The organism is Exiguobacterium sp. SH5S13 (genome assembly GCF_004337085.1).
Classification (GTDB): Bacteria; Bacillota; Bacilli; order Exiguobacteriales; family Exiguobacteriaceae; genus Exiguobacterium; species Exiguobacterium aurantiacum_A.
In genome coordinates, this window is record NZ_SJUS01000016.1 from 1 (window position 1) to 19,068 (window position 19,068).

Annotated in this window: 15 protein-coding genes; 4 read left to right on the forward strand and 11 right to left on the reverse strand. The window is 53.0% G+C overall.

Annotated elements, in window-relative coordinates:
* Positions 1–193 precede the first annotated feature (193 nt).
* Complete coding sequence (locus EVJ30_RS09260; protein WP_236634069.1) at positions 194–2,878, reverse strand: HD domain-containing phosphohydrolase; 2,685 nt, start codon at positions 2,876–2,878, stop codon at positions 194–196.
* Between the two features lie 201 nt (positions 2,879–3,079).
* Between EVJ30_RS09260 and EVJ30_RS09265 the strand changes: the two genes are divergently transcribed.
* From EVJ30_RS09265 to EVJ30_RS09275, 3 genes are all read left to right on the forward strand, one after another.
* Positions 3,080–3,388 (forward strand): PadR family transcriptional regulator, encoded by a 309-nt coding sequence (locus EVJ30_RS09265; RefSeq protein WP_131456498.1) that lies wholly within the window; start codon positions 3,080–3,082, stop codon positions 3,386–3,388.
* A 5-nt stretch (positions 3,389–3,393) separates the two neighbouring features.
* Entirely contained in the window at positions 3,394–4,578 is a 1,185-nt protein-coding gene (gene chrA, locus EVJ30_RS09270; protein WP_131456496.1) for a chromate efflux transporter, read from the forward strand.
* A 171-nt stretch (positions 4,579–4,749) separates the two neighbouring features.
* Positions 4,750–6,525: an acyltransferase family protein gene (locus EVJ30_RS09275; RefSeq protein ID WP_131468839.1), complete on the forward strand. Its 1,776-nt coding sequence runs from the start codon at positions 4,750–4,752 to the stop codon at positions 6,523–6,525.
* 10 nt (positions 6,526–6,535) lie between these two features.
* On the opposite strand, the gene EVJ30_RS09280 is transcribed toward EVJ30_RS09275, so the two are convergent.
* Positions 6,536–7,039: a YdcF family protein gene (locus tag EVJ30_RS09280; RefSeq protein ID WP_131456492.1), complete on the reverse strand. Its 504-nt coding sequence runs from the start codon at positions 7,037–7,039 to the stop codon at positions 6,536–6,538.
* 301 nt (positions 7,040–7,340) lie between these two features.
* Between EVJ30_RS09280 and EVJ30_RS09285 the strand changes: the two genes are divergently transcribed.
* Positions 7,341–8,432, forward strand: coding sequence for a DHHW family protein (locus EVJ30_RS09285; RefSeq protein WP_161567607.1), 1,092 nt, complete (start codon positions 7,341–7,343; stop codon positions 8,430–8,432).
* A 74-nt stretch (positions 8,433–8,506) separates the two neighbouring features.
* Here the strand turns inward: EVJ30_RS09285 and EVJ30_RS09290 are convergent, their stop codons facing one another.
* The 9 genes from EVJ30_RS09290 to EVJ30_RS09330 form a co-directional block, all read right to left on the reverse strand.
* Entirely contained in the window at positions 8,507–9,556 is a 1,050-nt protein-coding gene (locus tag EVJ30_RS09290; protein WP_131468841.1) for a hypothetical protein, read from the reverse strand.
* Between the two features lie 166 nt (positions 9,557–9,722).
* Positions 9,723–11,153, reverse strand: coding sequence for an MBOAT family O-acyltransferase (locus EVJ30_RS09295; protein ID WP_070328537.1), 1,431 nt, complete (start codon positions 11,151–11,153; stop codon positions 9,723–9,725).
* A 58-nt stretch (positions 11,154–11,211) separates the two neighbouring features.
* Positions 11,212–12,321 (reverse strand): non-hydrolyzing UDP-N-acetylglucosamine 2-epimerase, encoded by a 1,110-nt coding sequence (gene wecB, locus EVJ30_RS09300; protein WP_070328536.1) that lies wholly within the window; start codon positions 12,319–12,321, stop codon positions 11,212–11,214.
* Positions 12,318–13,175, reverse strand: a complete 858-nt coding sequence (tagH, locus tag EVJ30_RS09305) for a teichoic acids export ABC transporter ATP-binding subunit TagH (protein ID WP_131468843.1) — start codon at positions 13,173–13,175, stop codon at positions 12,318–12,320. Before tagH ends, wecB begins: the two co-directional genes overlap by 4 nt.
* Before the next feature lie 13 nt (positions 13,176–13,188).
* Positions 13,189–13,986 (reverse strand): ABC transporter permease, encoded by a 798-nt coding sequence (locus tag EVJ30_RS09310; RefSeq protein ID WP_131456484.1) that lies wholly within the window; start codon positions 13,984–13,986, stop codon positions 13,189–13,191.
* Between the two features lie 14 nt (positions 13,987–14,000).
* Complete coding sequence (locus tag EVJ30_RS09315; protein WP_131468845.1) at positions 14,001–15,290, reverse strand: nucleotide sugar dehydrogenase; 1,290 nt, start codon at positions 15,288–15,290, stop codon at positions 14,001–14,003.
* A gap of 147 nt (positions 15,291–15,437) precedes the next feature.
* Positions 15,438–16,739: a glycosyltransferase gene (locus EVJ30_RS09320; protein ID WP_131468847.1), complete on the reverse strand. Its 1,302-nt coding sequence runs from the start codon at positions 16,737–16,739 to the stop codon at positions 15,438–15,440.
* Complete coding sequence (locus EVJ30_RS09325) at positions 16,736–17,089, reverse strand: hypothetical protein (RefSeq protein WP_131456479.1); 354 nt, start codon at positions 17,087–17,089, stop codon at positions 16,736–16,738. The genes EVJ30_RS09320 and EVJ30_RS09325 overlap by 4 nt, the downstream gene beginning before the upstream one ends.
* 10 nt (positions 17,090–17,099) lie before the next feature.
* Positions 17,100–19,064 carry a hypothetical protein gene (locus tag EVJ30_RS09330; RefSeq protein ID WP_131468849.1) on the reverse strand — a complete coding sequence of 655 codons (1,965 nt, stop codon included), beginning with the start codon at positions 19,062–19,064 and terminating at the stop codon, positions 17,100–17,102.
* Positions 19,065–19,068: the final 4 nt, after the last annotated feature.

The window sequence follows — 19,068 nt, forward strand, 5'->3', positions numbered from 1 at the left end:
TATACTTTTTGTACATAGGGGCACCTCCAAAGTTATGGTTTGGTCACTTTAACTTTATCAGAGGTCGCCCCTATCTGTTTAGTCCGAAATGCGTGAACGAACCCATAAAAATGAGAAGAGGCCACCGGGAGCGAACAAGTCGCTCCCGGTGGCCTCTTTCTTATAAATCTACTGAGTTATGTCCCAGCCTCTTCTAGCGTTGTAACGTCGGAACAATCTTTTGGAAGAACACCTCGACGAGTACAGGGTCGAACTGGCGACCTGCCTCTTGTTCGATGACGGCGAGCGCCTCGTCAAGCGTCTTCGCTCGGCGATACGGTCGGCCCGTCACCATGACGTCGAACGTGTCTGCGAGCGCGATGATCCGGGAGGCGAGCGGAATATCAAACCCGCTTATGCCGTTCGGATAACCGTTCCCGTCCCAACGCTCATGGTGCGACAGCACGATCTCTGACAGCGTCCCGTACTCAGGGACAGTGCTCAAAATATTGTAGCTCACCTCGGGATGACGTTTGATCTCGCGCCACTCGGCTTCGGTCAAAGCACCCGATTTGTCGAGAATCTCATTACTGATCGCGACCTTGCCGATATCATGCAGGATGGCGGCCGTCTTCAGCTCGTTCACGTCACTGCTCGTCAAGTCCATCGCCTCGCCAAGCTGACCTGATAGCTCGGCGACGCGCAGCGAGTGCGCCTCTTCACGCGGGATTTTCTCATACAGCGTCCGCATGATCAATTGAATCGACGAGTGGCGGCGACTCTGCTTCTCGGACACTTTATGATGGTACATCTGATCTTCAGCCAAATTGAACGCGTCCATGATCGACAGTGCACCGTCAGTTTTGACCGCTTCTCCGAACGATGCCGAGATCGGCAACCCTTCAATCGATCTTTCAAGGAATAAACGGCTCAATCGATTGGACAACTGCTGCGCATCAGACAACGGCGTATTCGGCAAGATGATCACGAATTCGTCACCGCCGATCCGGGCGACCGTGTCGACACCGCTGATTTCACGCTTCAAAATATTCGCCGCTTCGATCAAGAGCCGGTCTCCGACCAAGTGGCCGAACGCGTCGTTCGTCAGTTTTAGGCCGTTGATGTCGACGACGATGAGGGCGAGCGGGTAATAGCCCGGCTCGTCGAACGTGACGAGTGCCTCGTCGAAGTAGCGGCGGTTCTTCACCCCGGTCAACTGGTCGTGATAGCTCAAATACTCGATTTCCATCTCGTACGTCTTCTTCTCGGTCACGTCCCCGATGTAGCCGTGCCAGAGCACGTGCCCCTCGGCGAGCTTCTCAGGGCGAGACGAGCCGAGGATCCACGTCGTCCGCCCGTCCGGTCGATGAAAGCGGAATTCGGCATCCCATATCGTTAAATTGCGATAGGACTCTTCAATGTTCGCCATCACTTGCGGATAATCGTCTGTGTGCATCTTTTTGAACACGAGATCCGCGTCTCGTTTCACTTCATCGACCGGGATCCCGGTCAACACTTCAAAGCCATGGCTAATAAATGGGAAATGGAACGACCCGTCCGGCCGGAGCTCGAACTGATAGATGGCGCCCGGGACTTGGTCGGACAACTTCGTCAGCAGACGGTCGCGCTCGGCGAGTTCTTCTTCGAGCTGGACGCGTTCGGTCACGTCCTTGGCGACGGCGTAGATGTAGTTGCCTTGGACTTTGCAATGCCATTCGATCGAGCGGTAATCCCCATCGATCGTCCGGTAACGGTTGACGAACCGAAACAGTTCACGCGCCGTATCGAGCTCACTAAAGGACGCTTTCGTCTTCGCCTGATCGTCAGGATGGATGAGCCCGATGAAGTCCATGTTCTCGAGTGACTCGATCGAGAAGCCAAGCACACGCTCCCACGCTTTGTTCAAATGCAGTACGTCTCGCGTCGCGAGTGACATGATGCACTCGAGGTCGACGGTGGCGAACCCTTCGAACATCGAATCTTTCGCCTCGCCGACTTGACGGTCGACTTTCGTCATCTGTTCGAGGATATGAACGATGTACAGCTCGACGAGACCGAGACGGTCGGCCCGCTTCTTCCCTTGCATGACGATCGTCAAGTCACCGTAAAAGACGCCGTCTTTTTCAATCTTGAACAAGATGACTTGCCCGAGGTCGAAGATGCGTAAAATGTTTTTGACGAGCCGCTTCGGCAATACCCCGTCCATGAGTGGTTCGATTTCGTCCAAGATGATCGGACTCGGTAACTCCAACAGCTCGATGCGTTTCCGGCTCATCGGCCATTTCTTGCCGACCGGGTGGAAGCCGAGGACATCCAAGCTGCGTTCGAGTAGCTCGTCAATCCCAGAGATTGCGACCGTCGAGTACGTTTGTCCATCGTCATTCATCAAGTTGAGCGTCACCGCTTTCGCACCGGTGAAGTCACGGATCTGGTCGAGGAAATGTTGGTTCATCAACAGTTCCCGGCCCGTGGCGACGAAGCGATGCGACACGTTGACGAGTTGTTTCAAGGCGTTGTTCTCTTGGACGTGCGGGGTGATGTCATGGAACAAGGTCGAGACGTAACCTGGTCGTTCGCTGAAGACGGACAGTTCATACCACGCTTTGTTTCGGCGCGAGAAGTGTTCGAACTTGATCGTCTCGCCGTTGTTCACCGCCCGCGCGACTTGAACGATCCATTCGCGCTCGCTGTATTCGAAGTCTTTCAACTGCTCGGTGATGCGTCCGCCGAGAAACTGTTTGCGCTTCGCCTTCATCATTTTTTCGAACGCTTCGTTCACTTCGACAAACTCATAATCGACCGGCTCCCCGGCACCGTCGAAGATGACTTTGAATTCGACGTAGCCTTGGGGCATATGGCGCAACAAGGATCTGTATGGGGTGCTGTCTCGTTCTGTCACGTCATTTCCTCCTACGCTGTTTTCTACATTTTAGTTTACCTCATTTTCGATAAATTCCCTATATTTTCCGAATCGATTCCTACCGATGTGCAAAGGTTAAGTTTTTGTAAATGCCGCCTCACGGGTTGCACGGTTCGCTCCCCGTTGTTAATATGATTACGAAAACCGATATCGAAAACCGATTTCAAGGAGATGAAGCAAGTGGAAGACCGCGTCCTTCGTAAGCTGTTTCTTGGTTTTATTCATATCCATATCTTGCACCATGCGTCCGAACACCCGGTTTATGGGGCGTGGATGGTCGAAGAGCTGCGCGAGCACGGTTACTCGATCAGTGCCGGGACGCTCTATCCGATCCTGCACGGCATGGAACAAGACGGCCTGCTCACTCGGACGAACGAGTTGGTCGACGGTCATATCCGCAAGAACTATACGACGACCGAAAAAGGGCTCGTCGTCTTGGCCGAAGCCCGGCAAAAAGCGCACGAACTATTCAAAGAGATCAAGGAGTGAAACCAATGGCCAATCAACGTGTGACGTTCAAGACGTTACTGGAGATTTTATTCGTATCGACCCGGCTTGGCTTGACGTCGTTCGGCGGACCGGTCGCCCACCTCGGCTACTTCCATGAGGAATACGTAAGGCGCCGGAAATGGATGGACGAGCGAACGTATGCCGACCTCGTCGCCCTCTGTCAGTTCTTACCTGGCCCTGCGAGCAGTCAAGTCGGGATCGGCATCGGCATCGTCCGTGGCGGTATCCTCGGCGGCATAACCTCGTTCATCGGGTTCACGGCACCGTCCGTCATCGCCCTCATCTTGTTCGCCCTTTTGGTCTCAGGACTCGACGTCTCCGACGCGGGCTGGCTGTATGGCTTAAAAATCGTCGCCGTCGCCATCGTCGCCCACGCCATTCTCGGGATGGCCGGCAAGCTGACGCCGGACGCAAAGACGCGGACGATCGCCTTCTTCGCGCTCGCCGGTGTGCTCCTCTGGCAGACGACGTATAGCCAAGTGCTCGTCATCGGCTTGGCCGCGCTCGCCGGATTCTTGTTGTTCAAACCGCAACATCTCGACGTCAAGTCGGCCTCGTTCCCGCTCTCGAAACGGCTCGGGGCGACGCTGCTCGGTCTGTTCGGAGCCTTACTCGTCATCTTGCCGCTCTTGCGTGAGACGATTGAAAGCCAGTCGCTCGCCTTGTTCGACAGCTTTTACCGGTCTGGTGCCCTCGTCTTCGGCGGTGGTCACGTCGTCTTGCCGCTCCTCGAGCGCGAGCTCGTCCCGGCCGGATTCTTGAGCGAAGAGGCGTTCCTCGCCGGCTACGGGGCGGCCCAAGCCGTACCGGGTCCGCTGTTCACGTTCGCGTCGTACCTCGGGACCGTCATCAACGGTGTCCCGGGCGGACTGCTCGCGACGTTCGCCATCTTCTTGCCGGCGTTCCTGCTCATCCTCGGGGCGTTACCGTTTTGGGACGCACTCCGGCGCAACCCGAAAGTGGCCGGTGCGTTGATTGGTGTCAATGCGGCCGTCGTCGGGATTTTGATCGCCGCATTCTATCAGCCGATCTTCACGAGCACGGTGAATGGCGCCGTCGACTTCGTCTTCGCCGCCCTCTTGTTCGTCATGATCGCCTATTGGAAACTGCCGCCTTGGGCACTCGTCATCGCTGGCGTCGTCGGTGGGACGATTATCGGAATGTTGTAACGTGACTAGGGACTTCGTGTCCCTTTTTTGTTCCCTGTTATCCTCCACTTCGTAAGCTAAAATGTTAATCATTTGAAACTTTTTCAAGTCTAGCGCTCGCTATACTGGAGTATGGATCCCTTTACAAAAGAGGGAAACGTTCCGCTTGGACTTGAGAAAGGAAGTGGGGTCATGCAGCCCTTACACCATAAAGCAACGTATATGCCAGGTCTCGACGGCCTGCGCACGTTCGCCGTTTTTGCAGTCATACTCTTTCATTTGAACGCACCATACATACCCGGCGGCTTTCTCGGCGTCGACTTATTCTTCGTCCTGTCCGGTTATTTGATCACCGGCATCTTGCTTCGGGAGCAAGCTAAACACGGACAGATCAATTTGAAACGATTCTATATCGCCCGGTTCCGGCGCCTGTTGCCGGCGCTCGTCTTCATGCTATCGGTCGTCATGGCGTACGTCACGTTGTTCGAGCGCGGACTGCTTGATACGGTGCGCCAAGATACGCTCGCCGCGCTCGCCTACGTGAACAACTGGTGGTATATCTTCCACGACGTCTCGTACTTCGAGAGTTTCGGCAAGCCGTCACCGCTCCAAAACCTGTGGTCGCTCTCGATCGAGGAGCAGTTCTATTTGGTCTGGCCGCTGCTGTTGATCTTTGGGCTGACCGTGAAGAAACGCTTCCTCCAGCTCACCGGCATCGTCTTACTCGCCTCCACCGTTTGGATGGCAATCAGCTTCACACCCGGGACGGATCCGAGCCGTGTCTATTACGGCACCGACACACGCCTGTTCGCGCTCCTCACCGGGGCGTTGCTCGCGTTCGGTTGGCGTCCGGATGCGTTCAAGCGCGAGATGCCAGCGCTCGGTCTTCGTATTTTGAACGGCGGTGGTGCCGGAGCGCTCATAACGCTCGTCACGGTCATGATGACAGCGAACGCCTATGATGCGTTCCTGTATTATGGAGGTTTCTTGCTCGTCGCCGTGGCGTCAGGTGTGTTGATTGCCGCGACGGCCCATCCGTCGACGCTCTGGTCCCGTCTGTTTGGAAGCGCTTGGCTTCGGTTAATCGGGACACGGACGTACGGCATCTACTTATGGCACTATCCGGTCATCATCTTGACGACCCCGCTTGAGCGGATCAGTTCGTTCAATCCCCTTCTCGCACTCGGTCAAGTCATGCTCACGCTGCTCATCGCTGAAGCGTCTTACCGCTACGTCGAGACACCGATTCGCCGCGACGGGTTCCGCCATGTCATCCGCAACCTGATCCCGACTCGCAACATCAAACCGGCTCGACTGTTTGCGATCACAATCGCGACATCCTTGTCAGTCGTCCTCGTCGGGAATTTGACGATCCTCGCGTTCACGGATAACTCGGACCGGCAACACGAGCTCCCGGTCGTCAAAGCACCGAAGCCGAAGCCAAAAGAAACGACGACCGAACGGCCGGTCGAGTCGTGTCCGCCCGCACTTGCCATCGGCGACTCGGTCTTGCTCGGCTTGAACGAGTATCTCGGTACCGCGTTCCCGAACATGACGATCGACGCCGAAGTCGGTCGCCAAGTCCGTGACGCGCAAGATGTCGCCGCGGGCTATCGTGACTTTGACGCCCCCGGCCACGTCGTCTTCCTCCACCTCGGGACGAACGGAGCTTTCAAGATGGAACAGCTCGACACGTTGATCGGTATGTTTGAATCAGCCGATCACGTGTACGTCATCAATACGCATGTCCCGCGCCCGTGGGAACGTGAAGTAAACGAAAAACTCAAGCGCGCGAGCGAACTGCACGACTTCGTCACGCTCATCGACTGGCATGAAGCGTCCGCCGATAAAGCCGACTACTTTGAGAGTGACGGTGTCCATTTGAACATCGATGGCGCCGAGGCGTTCGGAAAGTTGTTGTCCGAAGAGATCGGCTGTCACGACGAACAAGGACTTAGCAACCGCTAAGTCCTTGTTTTCATGGGCGCCACTTCCAGCGCATATAGTTGATCAATAGCTTGATATAGGCGAGCTGTTCGCGGATGACATACTTCGCTTTCGCCGCAGCCGGCGTCGGGGCATAGAGCGCGTCCGTCTCGAGCCCGAAGTAGAGCCGCCCGACGAGCCGGGTCCGGCGCACATGGAAGTCGTTCGTCACGACCGTCAATCCCGTCTCGCCTGCCCACACGTCGCGGCTGAATAAAAAGTTCTCGTACGTCGATGTCGAGTCGGCTTCGACGTGAATGCGTCCCGGGTCGACGCCACGGTCGATCAATTCCCGGGCAATGACGCGCCCCTCGGCCATCCCTTCGTCCGGACCTTGCCCGCCGGAGGCGATTAGGATGACGTGCGGATGCTGTCGCGCATATGTAGCCGCCACGTCGATTCGGTTTCGGAGCGCCCGTGACGGTGCCGTCCCGTTCACTTTCGCCCCTAAGATGAGGACGTACCGGTACGTACCGTCCGCTTGATGTCGTCGCATAGGGGTCACCTGCCTTGATTTCAAGTATAACATCAACGGCTTCTTCGATTGACTGATACGTTTTTGTTACAGTAGGTAAAGCAAATATATGGTAGAATGAGTATCGGATTAATTTGAATTTGAAGGAGTCGCAACAATGCAAAACTTGAATCCTACGCCTCGGAGCACACGACAGCGGCACGAGACGCGACATATCGTTACAAAACGAGTATTCCATAGTTTGCTAATCATAGGCTTCTTAGCCTTTCTTATAGGCGGCGCCTATGTGACGCTCTCTTCGGAGAAACGCGAAGTCTCTGCCATGGAGAATCGCGAACTCGCCAAAGCGACCGCCGACCTCACGTTCGAGAACGTCATGTCCGGCGCCTATATGAAGAGCGTCGAGACGTATGTCACCGATCACGTCTTTAACCGTGACAGCTGGATCAGCTTACATGCGTTTTTATCGAAAGACTTGTTCCGGCAGACCGTGAAGAATGGGATTTACGTTTCGGCTGACGGGACGATGGAGTCTCCCATGAAAGAGACGATCGACACGAACATGCTCCTCGATGATCTGTCGGCGTTCACGACATCGATGCAGTCGGCTGGCGTCGATGTCTACTTCGGGCTTGCCCCGAACAAAGCTTCGATGGTCGAAGTCGAACCGAACATGCCTGACTACATGGGCAACGAGGCACCAACAATCTTTAAAGAAACGCGTGACAGCTTGGCTACGGTCGAGGGAATGACGGTCATGGATTACCGCAAGCCACTGAACACGGCGGACAAATTGAGTGACGTCTTTTATAAGACCGACTACCACTGGAATATAAACGGCGCTTATCTGGCTTACGTCCAAACGGTGAAGCAGATTGCTGCCAAACATCCCGAAGTCAGTGATCCGCTCAAGCCAGGCGAACTCCGGAAGAAGGCGCACGACCGCCCATACTACGGCTCTTACGCCCGTAGCACAACGCTCCAATACGTCAAGAGCGGTGATACGTTCGAATGGATGGAACCAAAGGCCGGATTCACGCCAAGTTCGATTTGTTACAACCGGGCCGAACCGTGTAACGGTAATTTGATCAACAAAAAACCACTCAAATCGGAAGAGACGTACACGGAGATGTACTCGCTCTTCTTACACCGTAACTGGCCACTTATCACAATGAACCAAGAGACGCCGAAGAATGATACACGGACACTCATCTTGAAAGATTCGTACGCCAATCCGATGCTAACGCTGTTGCCGGAACATTTTGGTCATCTGTCGGTCATCGATATCCGCCATTTCGATGAGTCATCGATTGAAACGTATGTGAAGGATAACGACATCGACGTCGTCTTGTTCATCCACAACGTCAACCTCGGTGAGTTCATCCCGCTCTATCACGACAAGTTGAATGAGTAAAAAGAAAAAGGTGATGGTCACGACACTTGTCGGAACCATCACCCTTTTTTCAGGTGTGCGACGCCTCTTTTGAATTAGATTGGTCGCGAAAGAAGGTCTTCACCTTCCAGGAATAAATCAACGACAGACGCAAGCTCATTCGCTGCTTCAAGCAAATAGTACTCGTCATATTCCGTCAGTCCGAGTATGACATTCCGGTTAACCGTCCTTTGCTGATCAATCATCGTCAACGTATGGTGATAAAGCGCCAAATCAACCTCATTGAGCGGTTTCGCTCCATCTTCATACACGTCTAAGAATTCATCGAACTCTTGCGTCCATCTAATTAAATCGTCTAAAATATTTTGATTGCCGAAACCATCCATTGCTAAAATCTCAAAGTTGCTCCCCAACAAATCCTCATAGTTGCCAAAGTGCTGATAGTACTTGGCGTTGTATGCGTTAAAGTCGTCAGAGTAACGTGCAGGCTCATCGACGAGCACTTCTCCTTCGACCACCTCTTCTTCCACATCGACAACCGCTACAGCTTCAGCTTCAGCTTCGGCTTCGGCTTCGGCTTCATTCTGAGCCTGTTGCAACAGTTCGAAATCCCTAATCAAAACGGGATCTGCGGTCACTTTCATCGCGTAATCAAACTCATCACTCGTAGACCCCTCCACAATGACGACATCGTCCGAGTCTGCATATTGCTCCATAACCGATGTCTTCGTTCCACCGCCTACGGCCGACAAGAACTGTTGATTCTTGCTAGGGCTACCGATATCTCTCACCTCGATCGCCAATTCCAAGTACACGTCAGGATCTTTCAAGTGTGCTAGCTCTTCTTCCGTAAGGGGCATGCTGATTCGCGTTTCATGATCGCTAAAGTATTCGAGCACCGCATCAGTTGTCGCGATGGGGGCGTCGCTCGAATCATACAATGTCGCATTCACATCCAAGCCTTCTTCCAGGTTACTCGTGAACCACACGAGCAATCCTTCAATCTCTTCGTTGTAAAATACTCTTGAATCGCTTATATGAATATCCTCTTTTTCAACAGTAGGTCTTGCAGAGGATGATGTGTCACATCCCGATAAATAAAGAATGCTGATCAGTACAAATAGTAGTTTATGTAGGTTTTTCAAAAACTCACTTCCTTTCTTTTGGAATTATACCATTTTAACTATATAAATATAACTTAAAAATGGGAAATGTCTTGTTTTATGGAAATTGAATTATGAATAGCCTGTCAGATAATCTCACCGAACACAAAGAGCGCAACGTATGCCACATACGTTGCGCTCCTGTCGTTTAAAACCGGAAATAGATGAACGGGTTGAAACTGCTCGCGATAATATACGACACGGCGAAGATGAAGATCGTCGCCATAAATCCGAGGCGCATGAAACCGGCCATGTAGTTGACCCATAGTTTCTTGCTCTCCTGTTCGAGACGGAGCACTTTTTCCCCAAACACTTTCGGGAGCGGTGTCGCCGCAATCATCGCAATCAGTAAGATGACCCCGTATTGGACGAAGTAGAACATCGCCTCACTATCCCATACCGCCGCCCCATTCAAGTTGAACATGGCCGCCAAGTACGAGATGGCGTACGGGAAATCATCCGCTCGGAAGAACACCCAACCGATGATGACGACGAACAACGTGAACGCATGGGCGAGCGGTGCCGGGAGTGCTTTGAGCCACGCCCCGAGGAACGCCCGCTCCAGCATGATAAAGATTCCATAGTAGGCACCCCAGGCGATAAATGTCCAACTCGCACCGTGCCAAACCCCGGTCAGAATCCAGACGACGGCGAGGTTACGATAGAGCTTCCACGCACTGCCACGGTTCCCACCAAGCGGGATATAGACATAGTCACGGAACCAACTACCGAGCGAGATGTGCCAGCGGCGCCAAAATTCAGACACCGACTTTGAAATGTACGGATAATTGAAGTTCTCAAGGAAATGAAAACCAAACATCCGTCCTAGCCCGATCGCCATGTCGGAATATCCAGAGAAATCAAAATAAATCTGAAGCGAGTACGCGATAATCCCGATCCAAGCGAGGCCCATCGACATCTCCCCGGCGTCTTGCGAGAAAATTTGGTCGGCCACGTAGCCGGCGTTGTTGGCGAGGAGCATTTTCTTAGCGAGACCGATGACAAACCGTTGCACCCCGCTCGCAAAGTCGTCCATCGTCTCACGGCGATCATTGATCTCGTCAGCGACCGTCTGATAGCGAACGATCGGCCCAGCAATCAGTTGTGGGAAGAGCGAGATGTAGAGCGCGAGGTCGAGCGGGTTGCGCTGGACTTTCCCATCTTTTCGATACACGTCGATGACGTAACTCATCGCTTGGAACGTGAAGAACGATACCCCGATCGGAAGAGGGATTTTGGGATCGGTCAGCTCGAGACCCGTGATGGCGTTCACGTTCTCGATAATGAAACTCGTATATTTGAAGACGGATAACAGCAACACGTTTCCAGCGACCATCGCCCCGACGAGCCATTTCGCCTTCTTCTTGTCGTCACGGTTGTTGTCGACGAGCAGACCGAACGCATAGTTCATGACGATCGACGCGAGCATGACCGTCGTATAGATCGGTTCTCCCCATGCATAGAACAATAGACTGGCAATCAGGAGCACCGTGTTCTTCAAAAAACGCGGTGCGACATAATAGAGAATAAGAACAATCGGTAAAAACCAGAATAAAAAAATCGTCGAACTGAAGAGCATGAGTTCCCTCCTTTCTCATAAAAAATAAAAGGCTGCCCCGAGGGACAGCCTAAACCCATCAACGCGTGAAGCGTTCGACGATTGCGTCGACGATGCGGCGTGACGCCTCCCCGTCCCCGTATGGGTTAGACGCTTTCGCCATGCTTTGGTGCGCCGCCGCGTCAGACAAGAGCTCGTCAGCGAGGCCGAAGATGACTTCTTCTTCAACGCCTGCGAGTTTGAGCGTTCCGGCTGCGACACCTTCCGGACGTTCCGTCGTGTCACGAAGGACAAGGACCGGTACGCCGAGTGATGGTGCTTCTTCTTGTACGCCACCTGAATCTGTCAAGATCAAGTGTGAGCGTGATGCGAAGTTATGGAAATCGAACACGTCGAGCGGCTCGATCAAGTGGACGCGGTCGAGATCGTTTAAAATCTCACCGGCCAGTTCCCGAACGATCGGGTTCATATGGACCGGATAGACGACTTCGATATCGTCATATTTTTCAATCAAGCGACGGACAGCACGGAACATATTGCGCATCGGTTCACCGAGGTTCTCCCGACGATGTGCCGTCAACAAGACGAGGCGCTTGCCTTGTGATGTGATCGAGTTCAACAGTTCATTGTCGTACCCGTCTTGAACGGTCGTCTTCAACGCATCGATTGCCGTGTTGCCTGTGACGAAGATGTCTGCTTCTGTCTTGTTCTCACGAAGCAAGTTCTCAGCTGACGTCTCGGTCGGTGCGAAGTGTAGATCAGCCATGACGCCAGTCAATTGACGGTTCATCTCTTCCGGATACGGCGAGTACTTGTTGTACGTGCGTAGCCCCGCTTCGACATGACCGATGGCAATCTGGTTATAGAACGCCGCGAGTGACGCTGCGAACGTCGTCGTCGTGTCCCCATGGACGAGGACGATATCCGGTTTCGCTTCCTTCATGACTTCATCGAGTCCGTGAAGGACGCGTGTCGTCACGTCGAAGAGCGTTTGATTCTTCTTCATGACGTCTAGGTCATAGTCTGGTGTGATTTTGAACAATTGCAAGACTTGGTCGAGCATCTCCCGATGTTGGGCTGTGACGACGACGATCGGTTCGATCCCTTCACGGTTTTTGAGCTCCAAAACGAGTGGAGCCATTTTGATGGCTTCGGGACGCGTGCCGAACACGGTCATAACTTTAATCATAGCGATTCTCCTTTTCGGGGGTGACGCGGCAAAATGATCGTCTCACCGATATCGTTCTGGTCGACGATCGTTGTGCGTTGTTCCATTTTTTGCTGTTTGAACTCCGATTGACGCTTCGAATCAAGCGTACGGAACCATTTCAAAAACTTCATGTACTCGTCGGCCACATCGTCGACGAGTCCGTACTCACGGATCTCACCGTATTCAAGCCAGATCGCCTGCGTACAAAACTGCCGAACTTGTGACACCGAGTGGCTGATGAAGAAGATGGTCTTTCCTTCGTCTTTGAACTCGTTCATCTTGACGAGACAGCGGTCGGTGAACGTTTGGTCTCCGACCGAGAGCGCCTCATCGATGACGAGGATGTCAGGGTTGATATTGATCGAGATGGCGAAGCCGAGTCGCGCCTTCATGCCGCTCGAATACGTCTTGACCGGTTGATCGATAAAGTCGCCAATATCGGCAAACTCGATAATTCCCGGGGTGATCGCTCTGATTTGATGCTTGTCCATGCCGAGCATGAGGCATTTCAGTTCGATGTTCTCCATACCAGTCAAGTTTCCGTTGAGTCCAGACGAGATGGCGATGAGCGACGGTTTTCCGCGCAGCTCGATCTTGCCGTGCGTCGGCGGGATGACGTCCGACAGAAGATTCGACATCGTCGATTTCCCCGAACCGTTAATCCCGAGAATCCCGACGACCTCTCCAGGCGGGACTTCGAACGTGACGTTACGGAGCGCATAAAACTGCTTACCGTTCGCCCGGTTGAACAACACTTCTTTCAGCTTATCACTTTGTTTCCGGTACAACGTGTACCGTTTTGATACGTTTTCAAACTTTACTTGGTAGCTCATACGTCACCGCTCCTTAAATATAGTCAATGAAGTAGCGACGGAAACGAACGTGGATCGCCGAACCGATTAAGAACGTCACGAGCGTGAAGACCCAGAAGTAGAGGCCGTAGCTAAGATTTTGCATGAGCCAATCCGTTCCGAGGAACATCGATCGGTACCCTTCCACCAAGTAGTAGAGCGGGTTGATCATGAGAATCGTTTCAAGCGTTCCGGTCGGTTGCCAAAAGATAGGTAGTAAATAAAGCATCATCCGAATAATTTGTGACAGCAAATTTTGAAAGTCGCGGATAATCGTGGCCAGTGCCGACGTCAAAAGTGAGAACGCATAAAGGAACGCGAGCGCACTGAGAAGCAGGTACGGCAAGAACAGGATGTTCCAGCCTTCACTGATGCCAAACGCCATCATCAAGATGAACGCGATCACGACCATCGCTACGTGTCGGTATAGTTCCGACAAGATGACGTACGCCGGGATTGTGCTGATCGGGAAGCTCATCTTTGAGACGAGTGCAATCTTCGAAAAAACGGATCGAGAACCACTGACGATGGCCGGTCCAAAGAAGAACCATGGCACAATTCCGGAGACGAGCCATGGAAGGAACGGGACATCACCAACGTCTCGACCCGCACGAAGACCGAACCCGAAGACGAGCCAATAGATGCTGATTTGAATGATTGGCGTCAAGATTTCCCACAAGTATCCGAAGTACTGCATCGAATAGCGACTTTTCGTTTCATATAGAGAGAGTCTCACAATTAAATAGAGACTCTCCCATAATTCGATGAATACTTGCTTCGAGGCTTTGATCATAGTCGGCACACAGGTTAAGCCAACGTTACTTTTCCGTTGACGTATTTGTACAAGTTTCCGTAGTTTACAACCGCGAGGTCGCTGTCATCAGCCTTCACGATATTACGTGTATCAAAAATCATCGGGCGACGCATCGCTGCGTTCAACTCGTTGAAGTCGAGCGCTTTGAACTCGTTATGGTCAACGAGGACGAGGACGACGTCCGCATCTTTGACCGCTTCTTCTTTCGAGACGAGATCGAAGTGTTTCGACGATGAAACTTCGACGTGTGGATCGTGGACGGCGACGTTCATGCCTTGCTCGAGCATCATTTCGATGATCTCAACAGCTGGGCTTTCACGCATGTCATCAACGTTCCCTTTATACGTTACGCCGAACGCGGCGATTTTTGCATCTGTTTGACCTGACACAAGTTTTTGAACGTTTTCAACGACGTATGCCGGCATCGAGACGTTCGTGTCACGTGACAACTTGATGATTTTCGCGAGCTCTGGTTGTTTCGCGACGATGAAGTACGGGTCGACCGCAAGACAGTGTCCACCGACACCTGGGCCTGGGCTGTGAAGATTGACACGCGGGTGTTTGTTCGCCATTTCGATCACGTCGAGGACGTTGATATCGAGGGCGTTACACACTTTCGCAAGTTCGTTCGCAAGTGCGATGTTGACGTCACGGAACGTGTTTTCCATGAGTTTCGACATTTCAGCCGTCTTCGCATCTGTTTTAATAATCTCACCTTTTACGAACGTACCGTATACTTTAGCACCGGCTTCAGCACAGTCTGGCGTGATGCCGCCAACGATACGGTTGTTGTAAACGAGCTCATGCAGAATTTGTCCTGGGAGGACACGCTCTGGGCAATGCACGAGGAAGATGTCTTCGCCGACTGTGAAGCCTGCTGCTTCAACGAGGGGCTTGACGTGATCATCCATCGTACGTGGGGCAATCGTTGATTCAACAATGATGACGTTCCCTTTTTCAACGTAAGGAAGGACGCGTTTCGTCGCTTCAAGAACGTACGTGAGGTCACACGATTTATGTTCGTCATCGTTGTTCGGTGTTGGAACGGCGATGATGAATGCATCTGCCTTCTCCGGCTCGAGCGAGGCACGGAACTTGCCTTTGGCGACGACGTCTTTGACGACGTCTCCGAGGCCCGGCTCTTCGATGTGGATTTCACCACGGTTCAATTTATCGACAACTGACTGATGGATGTCTACGCCGAGCACATCGACACCGTATTGGGCGAAGACTGCAGACGTTGGGAGTCCAATATATCCTAATCCGATTGTACATACTTTCATAGTTGAGCTTACCTCCATAGATGTTAGTGACACTGGTCACTGAATATTGCTTAACATTTCACTTTATTTAAGAATTCATCAAAAATCAAACCCATTATACTCCTGATGTGAATTGAGAAGCAATTACATTTTAATGACAAAACGGGATTACGACGACGCAACCGCTCGCACGGTCGTACTAAGCACATATTCCGTGCTCAAGGCCGCCGCCCGAACATCTCCTAAACTATAACAAACTTCAGGCAATAATGACCAATTCGACACTGAAGTCATGTTAGCGAACGTCAGACGACGAAATACTTCCGGACTGACAGCTTCGGCAAGCTTACCTCGTGTGAACGGACTAAGCAAGTAAACTCGGAGAATCGTGTCGCCCGGATATTCCGAGACGAGTCGTTCGACGTTCTCGAGTTTTTCCCCGAGAACAAGTCCAACCGTTGCCGCGTGTTGGTTCAAGATGCTGTATGAAAAGTACGGCAGATCGCTCTCGACGACAAGTTGATGAATGGCCCCACGCTCCTCAGGATGATCTTTGAAGTATAGGCTCATCATCGATGTTTGGGCATCAATCTTGCGCTCGATGAAACGGCGCGATGCGTCGTTCGCGTTCATAAGCAAATCGCTAAGCGACTTGATGACGGCGAGGCGTTGTCGAATCGAGAACTCGCGGCTCGCTGCCTGCCGAGATACTGAATTGCCTCTCACTTGGCGGAAATAGACGGCGTCCGTGCCGCTCGGCAACAGCGTGACGGCCGGTTGATAGGTCGAGAAGAGCGTCGAGAAATACACGACGTCTTCCCCGCTGCGAAGCGACGGCTCGTAACGGACTTGTTTCGCATACACCGCTGGGATGAGCTTGCAGGCATTCAGCGTCAACAGCTGTGCCATTTGTTCGTACGACCAGTCACCTCCGGCGAGTCGCTCGAACTCACGATGGAGCGGCGAGACGAGTACGTTGCCATCGGGATCGAAGTCTTGAATATCGGCGATGACGACCCGGTCCGGCAACGCCTCGTTTAATAGTCGTTCCAAGTAGGTCGGGCTGAACGTGTCGTCCTCGTCCAAGAACGTCACGTATTGACGCGTCACCGTCTCGAGTCCTCGATTTCGGGCGATGCTCACGTTCGCTTCGTCTTCAAGCAGACGATGCACGGTCACGTCACGGCCAAACTGCCGACTCGCCTCAAGCAACGTTTCGTTCTTGTCTCCATTGAAGACGAGCACCCATTCGATGAGCGAGGCGTCAAGCGTCTGGGCCTCGAGCGAGGCGAGACATGTCGCGAGCAGCTCTTCCGAGTCATGAGAGGCCACGATGACACTGATTCCCCGTTCGACCGGCTCGTCAAACCATGGCGGGAGTTTCACCGGTTCGAACGTTTGCTCGACGAATCGGTTCCACGCTTTCTTCTCGGCTACGATTTCAGCTAACAGCTCATCGTAGTGACTCATGATGGCTTGCCTTCCTGCTCGAGTTTCGTGACGAGTTTACCCGCGAACGGGATTGATTTCGCCCGATTGACCACGCCTTGCAAACGCTCAACTTGACTAGTCAACTCTTCGATTCGCTGCTTCTCCTTCATCGCTTCTTGTTTCCACTTGTCCGTATTCGCTTTCGCTTGGCGGATTTCGCGTTCAAGCTCTTTCATTTTTTGGACGGTGTTCTCTTTGCCGCGAATATGCTTCGCGCCTTCTTCAAGCACGTCTTGCTTCACCGTTTCGATTTGGTCTGTCAGTGCATGTAACTGTTCCCGCAAAAATGCATTCTCACGTTCTACATATTCAACTTGTTGACGATCCATGACGATTTCCTCAGCTTTCTATGACCCACGACCCCATCCTCACTTGGACGGTGTGTTGATTGTTTTGGAATTTAATCGCTAACTTGACGAACTTGGCCTCGACTTCTTTCGGCAAACGGTGGCGGAGCGTGTTCACGCCGGGACGGAGCTCATGGCTGAACGCCGTCTTCTTCAAATTCTTTTTCGCGTCGTATTGCATGACGTATAGTTCGATCGGTGTCGTCTCGTCAGACACGAGTTCGATCGTTCCTTCGATGTTTATATAAGGGGCGCTACCGAGTGTCGCATCTTTTTGGAACTCTGTCGATGGCGGCGCACTGAAGCTCTGGTTGAACAATTGTACGTAGCCGTTCTCCCCGCCGAGCGGTTTGACTTCGATATGGGTGGCAAATCCTTGTTCACGCATGTTGAACAGTTCGGCGTTGAACGGGATGAAGTAGTGATAGATGAACGGCTTGATCGTGACGCTGCGCGGCTTGTGTGCCTCCGGAATCATCAACTCGACCGTCTCCGGTTCGATTTCCGAACCAGACAGGCGGGCCGACCAGTTTTTAGCCGTCCAGTCGTTCCAAAGTGAGACGTAGCCATGGTCTGGCGTCTCGCTCGGTTGGAAAGCCTCAGTCACGCCCGGTTCGACACCGAGCAATTCATTCATTCGCTTCACTTGATTTGATGCGGTCGCCTCAAGCACGAGCCGCCAGTTGAGCGGCGTCGGTACGACCGTCGGCAACAGCGGTGTGTCACTCCAAGCGAACGTCTCCTTGACGAAGTGGAGCGGTTTCGTACCAAATAGCTCCTCAAGCGCAACTTTGACGAGATGACCTTGGCGGCGCAGTTCGTATGGCGCTTCGAGGATGTGACGCAAGACGTCGCGATCGAAAAGCGGTTGCAACAGCGTCATCTCACCCATGAACCCACGCCGTGCGTAAGCATGGAAATGTTCGATCTTCAAATGGAACCAGACCGCCTCGAGCCGGCCGTTCCAATCGCGTTCCGGTTCTGCGTCGAATAGGCGGTCGAGCATACCTTCCACTTGTTCGCGTTCCGCTTCACCAAATCCTTCGAATGCACGAATCGCTTTACGTGATAATTGTTGCTTCGCTTCGTGCTCATCCATGTTGTCTTTCAAAAACACGTGTTTCCCATACAACCAATCCGTCCCGTGTTTCCCAACCTCGACATAGTCAAGGTCAACGGCTCTACCGGTCGGGATGCTCTCATAGGCAGTCAAGTTGCCGTCTGTCGCCTCGTAGGAAGCGGCGATCCGTTTAGAGAGCGACAACGCGAGTGTCGCCTCGGGGGCAGCCGTCTCGGCGAGCTCGATGTCGTCGAACAAGTCGCGTGCGACACGCGCCTCGTTCCCTCCCATGTCAGGTACGTGCAGCGTCACGTTTTTTCCGGCTTCGAGATAAAGTTTTGTGAGCAACACGTCGAGCGCTGACCCGGCGAACGGGATATTGACGGCTTGCATCGGTACGTTGACCGCGTTTCGAAGCGCCGTCATCCACGAGTCGACAAAATCGTCGCGAAGCTGTGGCGTACTTTGCGGAAGTTCGTCCCACGTGTCGAGCAATACCGCCCCGTCACGCACCGTCAATCGTTCGCCCGCTCCGAGACGTTTGATCCCTTCGAAGCGAGTCCCGTCCCCAAACACATGCCCAATGAGGCGCATCTGAGAGACGGCCTCTGCGCGAACGGCCGTTTTCCCGGCTAGCTGTGCCACTTCTTCAAGTGACGTCCCGACGACGATCGGACTTTCTGAATAGTAGACCGGGATCAAGTTATTGAACGGGACGGCGACGCTGAACTGTTCGTCTAACGTGAACGAGATGTTCATCCCGTTCGGTTCGTCTCGTGACTGATCGTACATACCGAGACGAACGTCGAGCGGCGTCTCCGAGACGATGTGTGTCAGACCGTCGCGGCGCTCGAAATCAAGCGTCTGACCAGTCGATTCATATATAAAATGGCTCATAGCG